The sequence below is a fragment of the Rathayibacter sp. AY1F4 genome (assembly GCF_002931775.1).
Lineage (GTDB): Bacteria > Actinomycetota > Actinomycetes > Actinomycetales > Microbacteriaceae > Rathayibacter.
In genome coordinates this window covers 128,623-141,440 of the sequence record NZ_PSVE01000010.1, presented here as the reverse complement: position 1 = coordinate 141,440, position 12,818 = coordinate 128,623, and the positions used below count along the sequence as shown (strand labels likewise).

Sequence of the window (12,818 nt, the reverse complement as noted above, 5' to 3'; positions counted from 1 at the left end):
TGACGGGATTCGGCGCGCTGCTGCTCGCGAAGGTGCTCGGCCTCAACCACACGCAGGAGTCGAGCCTCGGCCTCGTCTTCCACTACCCCGAGAGCGCCGTCGACGCCGTGCGCGCCGGGTACGCGTTCACCGGCCCGGCCCTCGAGCTCGGCGCCCTCGTCAACGGCGACGCGCGGATCGACGTGCCCGTCCGCATCCCGCTCGGCATGCTCAACCGGCACGGCCTCGTCGTCGGCGCGACCGGCACCGGCAAGACGAAGACGCTGCAGGTCCTCGCCGAGCAGCTCTCGGCCCACGGCGTCCCCGTCTTCGCCGCGGACATCAAGGGCGACCTCTCCGGCCTCGCCACTCCGGGCACCGCGACCGACGCGCTGCTCGCCCGCACCCGCGGCATCGGCCAGGACTGGCGGGCGGAGGCGGCCCCCGCCGAGTACTTCGCGCTCGGCGGCATCGGCACCGGCGTCCCCGTCCGCGCCACCGTGACGGGATTCGGCGCGCTGCTGCTCGCGAAGGTGCTCGGCCTCAACCACACGCAGGAGTCGAGCCTCGGCCTCGTCTTCCACTACGCCGAGAGCGCCGGTCTCCCGCTCGTCGACCTGTCCGATCTCCGCGCCGTGCTCACCTACCTCGTCGGCGACGAGGGCAAGGCGGAGCTCGCCGAGCTCGGCGGGCTGTCGAAGGCGACCGCCGGCGTGATCCTCCGCGAGCTGATCGCGTTCGCCGACCAGGGCGCCGACGTGTTCTTCGGCGAGCCCGAGATCGACACGGCCGAGTTCCTCCGCCTCGCCGCCGACGGGCGCGGCGTCGTCAGCCTCCTCGAGGTCCCCGGAGTCGCCGACCGACCGGCTCTGTTCTCCACCTTCCTGATGTGGCTCCTCGCCGACCTCTTCAACGACCTGCCCGAGGTCGGCGACCTCGACAAGCCGAAGCTCGTCTTCTTCTTCGACGAGGCGCACCTGCTCTTCCGCGACGCGTCGAAGGACTTCCTCGCCGCGATCACCCAGACCGTGCGCCTCATCCGATCCAAGGGCGTCGGCATCGTCTTCGTCACGCAGACCCCGAAGGACGTGCCCGGCGACGTCCTCGCCCAGCTGGGCTCCCGCGTGCAGCACCAGCTCCGCGCGCACACGCCGGACGACGCGAAGGCCCTCCGCGCCACCGTCTCGACCTACCCCGAGAGCGACTACGACCTCGGCGAGGTCCTCCAGGCGCTCCCCATCGGCGAGGCGATCGTGACGGTCATGAACGAGCGCGGCGCCCCGACTCCGGTCGCCTGGACGCGCCTCCGCGCCCCGCTCGGCTCGATGAAGCCCACCCCCGAGGCCGACCGCGAGGCGAGCGTCCAGAGGTCCCCGCTCCTCGCGCGCTACGGCACGCCCCTCGACCGCGACTCCGCCCGCGAGATCCTCACCCGCCGGCTCGACGCCGCCGCCGACGCCGAGGAGGCCCGCGCCGCCGCCGAGCAGCAGGCCGCCGACGACGCCCGCCGCGCGAAGGAGGACGCGCGTCGCGCCAAGGAGGAGACCGCGGACGCCGCCCGCCGCGCGAAGGAGCGGGCCGCCGCCGAGCGCGCCGCCGACCAGGCCGCCGAGCGCTCCCGACGGCGCACGGCACCGACCTCCCGCGGGACCCGCACCACCCGCCGCGACAAGACGGTCGTCGAGGAGGTGCTGGGCTCGAGCGCCGGCAGGACGCTGCTGCGCGAGGTGGTCCGCGGGATCTTCGGGACCGCCCGACGGCGCTGACGCGACCCGGGCCGCTCGGGGAGACGAGGCGCTAACGGGAGCATGTTAGCGTCGGTAGCATGAGTGAGAGCGGGACGACGCGGGAGCGGATCCTCCGGGCGACGGTCGAGCTGCTGGCGGACGGCGGGCGCGACGCGGTGTCGACGCGGGCGATCAGCGCGGCGGCGGGGGTGCAGGCCCCCACGATCTACCGGACGTTCGGCGACCTGCGCGGGCTGCTCGACTCGGCCGCGGCAGCCGGATTCGCCACGGCCCTCGCCGACTTCGAGCGGAGCGAGGCGCCGGCCGACCCGGTCGACGCGCTCCGTGCCGCCTGGGACCACCACGTCGCCTTCGGACTCGCCGAACCGCACCTCTACGCGCTGATGTTCACCGCGCGGCCGGGGGAGGAGTCGGAAGCGGCCCGCCTGTCCCGCGGCGTCCTCCTCGACGCGGTCCGCGCGGTCGCCGAAGCGGGCCGCCTCACCGTCGACGTCGAGCGCGCCTCCCGCCTGCTCCAGTCGGCCGCGCTCGGCTGCACCCTCACGCTGACCGCCCTCGCCGACCCCGACGACGAGCTCTCGTCCCGCTCGCGCGAGTCCGTCCTCGCGGCGATCACCACGGCGGAGGCGGGCCCCACCGATCCCGCCGCCCGTGCGGTCGTCGCGCACGCCGTCGCCCTGCGGACGGCGCTGCCGCAGATCGAGCCCCTCAGCGCGGGGGAGCGGCTCCTGCTCGACGAATGGCTCGAGCGCATCGCCGACTGACGGTCGGCGTCGCCGGAGGGTCCGTACCGCCGTCCTGTCGTCCGCGTTGTCGTAATACGGATGGCGACGGGCACGATCCGGGACCGGCACCTACGGTCGGACCATGTCGCGATCCATAGCCGCACTCTTCTTCCACCCCGTCTGCGCCGCCTGCTCGGCCCCGCTCGTCGCCCGCCGAGGCGCGTTCTGCTCCGACTCCTGCGCGCGGACGAACCACCTCTACGGCTGATCCCGCGCGCCCGGCGCGCGCCCGTCGATCGGCGGCGCCTGCTCGGCGCGACGTCGTCGGCTACGGCTGCGTGTGCGCCGGCGGCGCGAGCCCGGCGCTGCGTGAGCGCGCCGCTCCGATGGATGCCTGCACCGGTCGGCCGGGCCTCGACGATCGGCCGCACCGGTTAAACAAAACGGTGCCCGTGCTGGCGAGAGCAACGGGCACCGTTCGCGGAGGATGGGGGATTCGAACCCCCGAGGGCTTTCACCCAACACGCTTTCCAAGCGTGCGCCATAGGCCACTAGGCGAATCCTCCTGGCACGACCTGAGCCGCGACTCATCGATACTAGCCGGTGTCGGAGGCTCCCGCTGACCACGACACCGACACGCCCCGCTCTCCTCGGCCGCCGTCGTCGGTTAGACTGTCACCCGGCTCCCCGCGTGGCGCCATCCAGGCCAACTCCCCCAGGGCGGAAACGCAGCAAGGGTAACCGGGCTCTGGCGGGTGCGCGGGGGGTCTTCCTCCGTTAACGAGCAGTTCCTTTCACGGGCCGCTCGTCCGCAGGGCCGCCGGTCCGACGGGGCCGCCCGCTCCGCCGCCCGGGCGTCCGCGCCACCGCACTGCCGGCCCGCACCGCTCGAGGATGCTCCTCCACAGCCCGCGCGGTCTGCACGCCCTCCCATCCCTGGCCTCTGCTCAGCCAGGCGGAGGGACCCCCTCGGTAGGCTGGATCCGATGGTTCAGAGCATCTACATCTCGTCCGCCGAAGGTCATTCGGGCAAGTCCACGGTCGCCCTCGGCGTCCTCGATGCGCTCAGCAGCCAGGTGCAGCGGGTCGGCGTCTTCCGCCCGATCGCCCGCTCCACCTCCGAGCCGGACTACGTGCTCGAGATGCTGCTCGGCCACTCCGACTCGGGCCTCGCCTACGAGGACTGCATCGGCGTCACCTACGAGGACGTCCACGCCGACGGCGAGGCGGCGCTCTCGCGGATCGTCGAGCGGTACAAGGGCGTCGAGGCCCGGTGCGACGCCGTCGTCATCCTCGGCTCCGACTACACGGACGTCGGCAGCCCCACCGAGCTCGGCTACAACGCCCGCATCGCCGCCAACCTCGGTGCCCCGGTCCTGCTCGTCCTCACCGGCCGGGACTCGTCCCGCAGCGAGCAGCTGGGCCAGGCTCCCGCGCGCACGCCGGAGGAGATGCGCCAGATCACGGAGCTCGCCTCGGTCGAGCTGCGCACGGCCCGCGCGAGCCTCATCGGAGTGATCGCGAACCGCGCCGATCCCGACACCGCCGCCGACGCCGTCGCCGCGATCCGCGAGAGCATCCCCGCCACCGTCCCGGTCTGGGCGATCCGCGAGGATCCGTTCCTCGTCGCTCCGAGCCTGTCCCGCCTGGTCGAGGCGGTCGACGGCGTCGTCGTCGCGGGCGATCCGGAGCTGCTCGGCCGCGAGGCGCTCGGCGTGGTGATCGCCGGCATGTCGATGGTGAACGTCCTGCCGCGGCTCACCGAGGGCGGCGTCGTGATCGTCCCCGGCGACCGGCCCGAGGTCGTCCTCGCCGTGATCATGGCGTACGTCTCCGGCACGTTCCCCACCGTCACCGGCATCATCCTCAACGGCGGCTTCGAGCTGCCGGAGCCGATCGTCCGGCTGATCGAGGGCGTCGACAGCCGCGTGCCGATCGTGATGACCGAGCTCGGCACCTACGACACCGCCGTCCGCGTCACCGCGGCCCGCGGCCGCCTGGCGGCCGACTCCCCGCGCAAGCGCGACACCTCCCTCGCCCTCTTCCAGGAGGCGGTCGACGCGGTCGAGCTGCTCACCCTCCTCGACGTCGGCCGGTCCGAGGTGGTCACGCCGCTGATGTTCGAGTACGGGCTGATCGAGCGCGCGCGCATCGCCGACCGCCACATCGTCCTGCCCGAGGGCGGCGACGACCGGATCCTCCGTGCCGCCGCGACCGTGCTCAAGCGCGGCATCGCCCGGCTGACGATCCTCGGCGAGGAGGCCGAGATCCGCGCCCGTGCGGCGGGCCTCGGCCTCGACCTCGACGGCGCGCGCGTGCTGAGCACCCTCGACCCCGAGCACCGCGCGCGCTTCGCCGAGGAGTACGCCCGCATCCGCGCGCACAAGGGCATCACCTACGACCACGCCTACGACACCGTCACGGACGTCTCCTACTTCGGCACGATGATGGTGCAGCTCGGCCTGGCCGACGGGATGGTCTCGGGAGCCGCGCACACGACGGCGCACACCATCCGCCCCGGCTTCGAGATCATCAAGACGAGCCCGGGCGTCTCCGTCGTCTCGAGCGTGTTCCTGATGGCGCTCGCCGACCGCGTGCTGGTCTACGGCGACTGCGCGGTGAACCCCGACCCCACCGAGGCGCAGCTCGCCGACATCGCGATCTCGTCCGCCGAGACCGCCCAGCAGTTCGGGATCGACCCCCGCATCGCGATGCTCTCCTACTCCACGGGCGAGAGCGGAGCCGGCGCCGACGTCGAGAAGGTCCGCGCGGCGACGGCTCTGGTGCGCGAGCGCCGGCCCGACCTGCTCGTCGAGGGCCCGATCCAGTACGACGCGGCGGCCGACGCGGCGGTCGCGGCCTCGAAGATGCCCGGCTCCCAGGTCGCCGGGCGCGCGACGGTGTTCATCTTCCCCGACCTCAACACGGGCAACAACACCTACAAGGCCGTGCAGCGCTCGGCCGGCGCCGTCGCCATCGGACCGGTCCTCCAGGGTCTGCGCAAGCCGGTCAACGACCTCTCGCGCGGCGCGCTCGTGCAGGACATCGTCAACACCGTCGCGATCACGGCCATCCAGGCCGCCACCCAGGCCATCGTCCCGCCCACCTCCGCCATCCCCGTGGTGCGCTAGCGGCGACCCCGCCGCCGCCCCTCCGACCCCGATCACCCCAGGAGTCCCCTCATGTCCGTCGTCCTCGTCGTCAACAGCGGATCGTCGTCGTTCAAGTACCAGCTCATCGAGATGACCACCGAGGAGACGCTCGCCAGCGGCCTCGTCGAGCGGATCGGCGAGGACACCGGCCGCACGAAGCACACCCGCGACGGGGAGTCGTTCGAGATCGAGGGGCCGATCCCCGACCACACCGCCGGCTTCGACGCGATGATCCGCGCGTTCGGCGAGCACGGCCCGAGCCTCGACGAGTTCCCTCCCGTCGCCGTGGGCCACCGCGTCGTGCACGGCGGCAAGCGCTTCTTCGAGCCCACCGTGGTCACCGACCTGGTCAAGATCAACATCGAGGACCTCGCCGACCTCGCCCCGCTGCACAACCCCGCCAACCTCGAGGGCATCGAGGCGGCGCAGAACGCCTTCCCGGACGTCCCGCACGTCGCCGTCTTCGACACCGCCTTCCACCACACGATCCCGGCCGAGGCGTCGACCTACGCGCTGCCCGCCGAGCTCGCCGAGAAGCACCGCGTCCGCCGCTACGGCTTCCACGGCACCTCGCACAAGTTCGTCTCGGAGGCCGCCGCCGCCTACCTCGGCCGCCGCCGCTCCGACCTGAAGACGATCGTCCTGCACCTGGGCAATGGAGCGTCCGCCTGCGCCGTCGACGGCGGCGTCTCCGTCGAGACCTCGATGGGCATGACCCCGCTCGAGGGCCTGGTGATGGGCACCCGCTCCGGCGACCTCGACCCGGCCGTCGTCTTCCACCTCGCCCGCAAGGCGGGCCTCTCGATCGACGAGCTCGACACCCTCCTCAACCGCCGCAGCGGGCTCCTCGGCCTCACGGGTCGCGGCGACATGCGCGACGTCCAGGAGGCGGCCGAGGCCGGCGACGAGCGGGCCCGCGCCGGACTCGAGGTCTACTACCACCGCCTCCGCCACTACATCGGCGCCTTCTACGCCCAGCTGGGCCGCGTCGACGCCGTGGTGTTCACGGCCGGAGTCGGCGAGAACGTCGCCGCCGTCCGCGCCGGCGCCCTCCGCGGCCTCGAGGGCCTGGGCATCGAGCTCGCCCCCGAGCGCAACACGTCCTCCGACCGCGGCGCCCGCCGCATCTCCACCGACGACTCCCGCGTCGCCGTCCTCGTCATCCCCACGAACGAGGAGCTGGAGATCGCTCGGCAGTCCTTGTCGGTCGTGTAGCGGCGGAGCCGCGACATCACTCGCGGTCGGCTTCCGGGGGTGGTGGCTCCCGTGGAGCGGATCCTGTCGGGCTGCCCTGAATCGCTCGCACGCGGCGGTGCTCACTCGTCGTGCAGCGGTGACCCGCTGCACGACCGCGGTCGGCCCCTCAGGGATTGCGTTCCGCGGAGCGTGAAGCGTCGGGCTGCCCTGAATCGCTCGCACGCGATTCCGGGTCGCGGCCCTCTGCCGAATACTCGGGCCCTCCTGCTGGTCGAGTAGCCGCGGGACGCGGCGTATCGAGTCCCACCGAGCGCGAGGGAGGAGATCTCGATGCGGCCGCTGTGCGGGCTGCTCCATCCGCAGGAGCCGGCTGAGGAGCCCGGCTCAGGGCAGCAGGCGCGCGTCGCCCGCGTAGAGGTTGAAGCCGGAGCCGCGGCTGAAGCCGATCAGGGTGAGGCCGGAGTCGCGAGCCAGGTCCACCGCAAGCGACGACGGGGCACCGACAGCGGCGAGCAGGGGGATGCCGGCCATCACGGCCTTCTGCACCAGCTCGAACGAGGCGCGCCCCGACACCTGCAGCAGCGTCCCCCGCAACGGCAGCCGCCCCTCCCGGAGCCCCCAGCCGACCACCTTGTCCACGGCGTTGTGCCGCCCGACGTCCTCCCGGAGCACCAGCAGCGAGCCGTCCGTGTCGAACAGCCCGGCCGCGTGGACGCCGCCCGTCCGCTCGAACACCGCCTGCGCCTCGCGGAGCCGATCGGGGAGCGAGACCAGCAGCTCCCGCTCGACCCGCAGGTCGTCCTCCGCGACGCTCCACGCCGAGTCGGTGGCGACCGCTTCGAGCGACGCGAGCCCGCACACTCCGCACGAGCTCGTCGTGTAGACCGACCGCTCGCGCTCGAGCAGCACGGCCTCCCGCCCGCCGCGGACGCTCGCGTCGACCACGTTGTACGTGTTCTCGCCCGGACCGGAGCCGCTCGCGCAGTAGCGCATCGCCGCCAGCTGCTCCGACTCGGTGAGCACCCCCTCGGACACCAGGAATCCCGCGACCAGGTCGAAGTCGTCGCCGGGCGTGCGCATGGTCACGCTGAAGCGACGTCCGCCGACGCGGATCTCGAGCGGCTCCTCGACGGCCAGGACGTCCTCGCGACGGCGGGGCGGATCGTCGGCGCGGACGGCGGTCAGGCGGGTGCGGGCGACACTGCGGCTCATGGGTCTCCTCAGGCGGTGGAGGTCATCCTCCCACCGGGAACCGGGAGCGATGCCGGGGTGCGGACGTACGATGCAGGAATGGTCGATGACGCCGAGCCCCGCGAGAGTCCGATCGACGAGAGCCGCCTCTCCGTCCGATCGCCGAAGAGACGCGCCGTCGGGATCCCCGGCGTCGCCCACGCCCTCGAGATCTCGCTCAAGCAGATGGGCCCGGCGCGCAGCGCCGAGACGCTCCTGCGGGTGAACCAGAAGACCGGCTTCGACTGCCCGGGCTGCGCCTGGCCGGAGGGCGACAAGCGCCACGTCGCCGAGTTCTGCGAGAACGGAGCGAAGGCGGTCGCCGAGGAGGCCACGCTCCGCACCGTCACCTCGGCCTTCTTCGCCGCGCACCCCGTCGCGGAGCTGGAGGAGTGGGACGACTTCGCGCTCGGCCAGCAGGGCCGGCTCACGGAGCCGATGCTGCTCGAGGAGGGCGCGACGCACTACCGGCCCGTGGGCTGGGACGAGGCGCTCGACCTCGTGGCCGAGGAGCTGCGCGCCTGCGCGAGCCCCGACGAGGCGATCTTCTACACGTCCGGCCGGACCTCGAACGAGTCGGCCTTCGTCTACCAGCTGATGGTCCGCGGCTTCGGCACGAACAACCTGCCCGACTGCTCGAACATGTGCCACGAGTCCAGCGGATCCGCCCTCACCGAGACGATCGGGATCGGCAAAGGCTCGGTGAGCCTGCGCGACGTGGAGCGGGCTCCGCTGATCATCGTCGCCGGCCAGAACCCCGGAACGAACCACCCGCGGATGCTGACCGCGCTGGAGCGCGCCAAGCGCGCCGGCGGCACCATCGTGGCCGTGAATCCGCTGCCGGAGGCGGGGCTGCTCCGCTTCCAGAACCCGCAGACCGTCCGCGGCACCCTGGGCGACGGCACGGCCCTCGCCGACCACTTCCTCCAGGTCCGGCTGGGCGGCGACCAGGCCCTGTTCCAGGGTCTGGGCAAGGCGCTGCTCGAGGCGGAGGAGGCGCGCGGCGACGTCTTCGACCACGCCTTCATCCGCGAGAGCACCGGCGGCCTCGCCGAGTACCTCCACGGGCTGCGGCAGGTCCAGTGGCACGAGATCGAGCGGGCGAGCGGGATCGACGAGACGCGCATCCGCACCGTCGCCGAGCTGATCGCGGCGTCCGAGGGCACCGTCGTCTGCTGGGCGATGGGCCTCACGCAGCACGCGCACTCGGTCGCGACGCTCAAGGACGTCGTCAACGTCCTCCTGCTCACGGGCAACATCGGGAAGCCCGGCGCGGGCGTCTGCCCGGTGCGCGGCCACTCGAACGTGCAGGGCGACCGCACGATGGGCATCTTCGAGCGGATGCCGGACTCCTTCCACGACGCGCTCGACCGCGAGTTCTCCTTCTCCTCCCCGCGCGTGCACGGGACGGACACGGTCGCCGCGATCCGGGCGATGCGCGACGGGAAGGCCCGCGTGTTCATGGGGCTCGGCGGCAACTTCGCCCGGGCGACGCCCGACAGCGGAGTGACGGAGGCGGCGATGCGCTCGCTCGCCCTCACCGTCCACGTCTCGACCAAGCTCAACCGCTCGCACGTGGTCACCGGCCAGCGCGCGCTGATCCTGCCCACCCTCGGCCGCACCGACTCCGACGTGCAGCGCTCGGGCGAGCAGCGGGTCACGGTCGAGGACTCGATGAGCGCCGTGCACGCCTCCCGGGGCCGCCTGCGCCCTCCGAGCCCGGGCCTGCGCTCGGAGGTGGCGATCCTCACGGGGATCGCGGAGCGGCTGCTCGAGGGCCGCGAGAACGTCCCGCGGGTCGACTGGGCGGGACTGCGCGACGACTACCGCCGCATCCGCTCGCACATCGCCAACGTCGTCCCCGGTTTCGACGGCTTCGAGGCCCGGATCGACGTGCCCGGCGGCTTCGTCCTCCCGCACCCGCCGCGCGACGCGCGCCGCTTCGACACCCCCTCCGGCCTGGCCCGCTTCACCGCGAATCCGCTCGAGTACCCGCGGGTGCCGGAGGGCAGGCTGCTGCTGCAGACGCTGCGCTCGCACGACCAGTTCAACACCACGATCTACGGCAAGGACGACCGCTACCGCGGGATCCACGACGGCCGCCGGGTGGTGTTCGTCCACGCCGACGACGTCGCCGAGCTGGGCTTCGCGGTCGGCGCGATGGTCGACCTGGTCTCGGAGTGGCCCGACGGCGTCGAGCGGCGGGCGGAGGCGTTCCGCGTCGTGGCGTACGACACGCCCCGCGGCTGCGCGGCCGCCTACTACCCCGAGACGAACGTCCTCGTGCCGCTGGACTCGACCGCGAAGATCAGCAACACGCCGACCTCGAAGTCGGTCGTGATCCGCCTCGAACCGGCGGCGTAGGCCTCACCAGGGCAGCGGCAGCAGGCGCACGGAGTCGCCCGCTGCCGCTCCCGGTGCGGGCACGACGGCCACGGCCTCCGAGGCGGCGAGACCGGTGAGCATGTGCGAGCGGATGCCGGCGGAGGCCCGCCAGCCGTCCTCGCCGGAGGAGACGGGCACGAGCACCGTGGTCCCCGCGCGCCCGAGCGGCTCGGCGAGGACGCCCCGGCCGAGGGGCCGGGCAGCGGCGCCCGACGCCGCGTCGAGGGCCGGCGGCAGGAAGGAGACCGCCGCGAGCAGGGCGGCGAGCGGGTTGCCCGGCAGCGCGATCACCAGCGTCCCTCCCGGCAGCAGCGCAGCCATGGTCGGGTGGCCGGGGCGCATGCCGACGCCGTCGACGAGGACGCGCGCGCCCACCGCATCGAGGGCGCGACGGACCGCGTCCACCCGGGAGCGCCCGGTCCCGCCCGTCGTGAGGAGGATCGGCGCCGTGCCCGCCAGCAGCGTCCGTGCGATCGCCTCCTCGTCGTCGCCGCGGCGCACGACCTCTCCCACGGCTCCGCCCGAGAGCTCGACCAGCGCGGGCAGCAGCGGCGTGAACGCATCGCGCACCCGTCCCGCGGGCGGCATCCCCTCGGTGTCGACCTCGTCCCCCGTGAGGAGCAGGTCGACCGCGGCGGGCGGGCGGACGTCGAGCGCGTCGATCCCGGCGACCGCGAGCAGGGCGAGGTGCGCGGGAGTGAGGCGGGTCCCGGCGCCGACCAGCACGGCTCCGCGGGCGGCCTCGTCGCCCGCGCGCCGGACGTGGCGGCCGGGCGGGAGGGGCGCCCGCGCCGTGAGCAGGTCGTCGCGGACCGCGCCCTGCTCGGACGGCAGCACCGCATCGCTCCAGTCGGGGACGGCGGCTCCGGTGACGATCGGAGCGGCGGTGCCGTCCTCGAGCGGCCAGGGCCCGGGTCCGCGCACGGCCCAGCCGTCCATGGCCGAGGAGTCGTAGTGAGGGAGCGGCCGGGCGGCGGCGACGGCGCGGTCGAGGACGGCTCCGCGGGCGTCGAGGAGGGGGACGCTCGAGACGCCGGAGCGCGCCACCGCTTCGCCGACGATCCGCCTGGCCTCGTCCCAGTCGGTCGCCTCGTGCCCGTGCGCGCTCATCCCGTCCATTCTCCCGGGGCTCGGGGCGGGCCCTGGGCAGGACCCGCCCCGTCGGTCATCCCAGGTAGCCGTTCGGGTTCAGCACGAACTTCTTCGCGGCGCCCTTGTCGAAGTCGGCGTAGCCGCGGGGAGCGTCGTCCAGGCTGATCGCGGTGGCCTGGACCGCGTCGGCGATGTGGACCCGGTCGTGCAGGATCGCCATCATCAGCTGCCGGTTGTACTTCATGACCGGGCACTGGCCCGTGGTGAAGGACAGCGACTTCGCCCAGCCGAGCCCGAGCCGGATCGACAGCGAGCCCTCCTGGGCCGCCTCGTCGACTCCGCCCGGGTCGCCTGTGACGTAGAGGCCCGGGATGCCGAGGGCGCCGCCCGCCGCGGTGATCGACATCAGCGAGTTCAGCACCGTCGCCGGCGCCTCCTTCCCCGAGTCGGCGCCGTTGCCGTGCGCCTCGAAGCCGACGGCGTCCACTCCGCAGTCGACCTCGGGCACGCCGAGGATCTGCTCGATCTGGCCGGCCGGATCGCCCTTCGAGACGTCGACCGTCTCGCAGCCGAAGGAGCGCGCCTGCGCCAGACGCTCCTCGTTGAGGTCCGCGACGATCACGACGGCCGCTCCGAGCAGCTGCGCTCCGACCGCCGCGGCGAGTCCGACCGGTCCCGCTCCTGCGACGTAGACCGTGGAGCCGACGCCGACCCCGGCGGTCACCGCGCCGTGGAAGCCCGTCGGGAAGATGTCCGAGAGCATCGTCAGATCGAGGATCTTCTCGAGCGCCTGATCGCGGTCCGGGAACACCAGGAGGTTCCAGTCGGCGTAGGGGACCATCACGTACTCGGCCTGCCCGCCGACCCAGCCGCCCATGTCGACGTAGCCGTACGCGCTGCCCGGGCGGTCCGGATTCACGTTCAGGCAGATGCCGGTCTTGCGCTCCTTGCAGTTGCGGCAGCGGCCGCAGGCGATGTTGAACGGCACGGACACGATGTCGCCGACCTTGACGAACTCGACGTCCGGGCCGACCTCCACGACCTCGCCGGTGATCTCGTGACCGAGCACGAGGTCCGACGGAGCGGTGGTGCGGCCGCGGACCATGTGCTGGTCCGAGCCGCAGATGTTGGTGGAGACGGTGCGGAGGATGGCGCCGTGCGGCAGCTTCCGCCCGATGTTCGCCGGATTGACGCCGGGTCCGTCCTTCAGCTCGAAGGTGGGGTAGTCGATGTCGATGACCTCGACGACTCCGGGGGACTTGTAGGCGACGGCTCTGTTGCCTGACATGCGGGGCTCCTTCAGATGGACG

Annotated in this window: 9 protein-coding genes, 1 tRNA gene and 1 other RNA gene; 7 read left to right on the top strand and 4 right to left on the bottom strand. The window is 73.1% G+C overall.

Annotation, left to right across the window (positions count from 1 at the left end):
• Window positions 1-107: 107 nt before the first annotated feature.
• The 3 genes from C5C59_RS08510 (at window position 108) to C5C59_RS17560 (ending at window position 2,720) form a co-directional block, all read left to right on the top strand.
• Entirely contained in the window at window positions 108-1,745 is a 1,638-nt protein-coding gene (locus C5C59_RS08510) for a helicase HerA-like domain-containing protein (RefSeq protein ID WP_104239659.1), read from the top strand.
• Between the two features lie 59 nt (window positions 1,746-1,804).
• On the top strand, window positions 1,805-2,491 hold the full coding sequence (locus C5C59_RS08505) for a TetR/AcrR family transcriptional regulator (protein WP_104227474.1): 687 nt from the start codon (window positions 1,805-1,807) through the stop codon (window positions 2,489-2,491).
• A 103-nt stretch (window positions 2,492-2,594) separates the two neighbouring features.
• Window positions 2,595-2,720 carry a hypothetical protein gene (locus C5C59_RS17560; protein WP_258062666.1) on the top strand — a complete coding sequence of 42 codons (126 nt, stop codon included), beginning with the start codon at window positions 2,595-2,597 and terminating at the stop codon, window positions 2,718-2,720.
• Between the two features lie 213 nt (window positions 2,721-2,933).
• On the opposite strand, the gene C5C59_RS08500 is transcribed toward C5C59_RS17560, so the two are convergent.
• Window positions 2,934-3,018: transfer RNA gene (locus C5C59_RS08500), tRNA-Ser, on the bottom strand.
• 112 nt (window positions 3,019-3,130) lie between these two features.
• Between C5C59_RS08500 and ffs the strand changes: the two genes are divergently transcribed.
• From ffs to C5C59_RS08485, 3 genes are all read left to right on the top strand, one after another.
• An RNA gene (ffs, locus tag C5C59_RS08495) (signal recognition particle sRNA small type) lies at window positions 3,131-3,227 on the top strand.
• Window positions 3,228-3,438: 211 nt separating this feature from the next.
• Window positions 3,439-5,583: a phosphate acetyltransferase gene (pta, locus tag C5C59_RS08490; RefSeq protein WP_104251257.1), complete on the top strand. Its 2,145-nt coding sequence runs from the start codon at window positions 3,439-3,441 to the stop codon at window positions 5,581-5,583.
• Window positions 5,584-5,634: 51 nt separating this feature from the next.
• Entirely contained in the window at window positions 5,635-6,819 is a 1,185-nt protein-coding gene (locus C5C59_RS08485; RefSeq protein WP_104239548.1) for an acetate/propionate family kinase, read from the top strand.
• Window positions 6,820-7,185: 366 nt separating this feature from the next.
• On the opposite strand, the gene fdhD is transcribed toward C5C59_RS08485, so the two are convergent.
• Window positions 7,186-8,013 (bottom strand): formate dehydrogenase accessory sulfurtransferase FdhD, encoded by an 828-nt coding sequence (gene fdhD, locus C5C59_RS08480; protein WP_104239549.1) that lies wholly within the window; start codon window positions 8,011-8,013, stop codon window positions 7,186-7,188.
• Between the two features lie 78 nt (window positions 8,014-8,091).
• On the opposite strand from fdhD, the gene C5C59_RS08475 reads away from it, so the two are divergent.
• Window positions 8,092-10,395, top strand: a complete 2,304-nt coding sequence (locus C5C59_RS08475) for an FdhF/YdeP family oxidoreductase (protein WP_104239550.1) — start codon at window positions 8,092-8,094, stop codon at window positions 10,393-10,395.
• A 3-nt stretch (window positions 10,396-10,398) separates the two neighbouring features.
• On the opposite strand, the gene C5C59_RS08470 is transcribed toward C5C59_RS08475, so the two are convergent.
• Together C5C59_RS08470 and fdhA are read right to left on the bottom strand one after the other, a co-directional pair.
• Window positions 10,399-11,526, bottom strand: coding sequence for a molybdopterin molybdotransferase MoeA (locus C5C59_RS08470; protein WP_181134860.1), 1,128 nt, complete (start codon window positions 11,524-11,526; stop codon window positions 10,399-10,401).
• A 55-nt stretch (window positions 11,527-11,581) separates the two neighbouring features.
• Complete coding sequence (gene fdhA, locus C5C59_RS08465) at window positions 11,582-12,796, bottom strand: formaldehyde dehydrogenase, glutathione-independent (protein ID WP_104225123.1); 1,215 nt, start codon at window positions 12,794-12,796, stop codon at window positions 11,582-11,584.
• Window positions 12,797-12,818 lie beyond the last annotated feature (22 nt).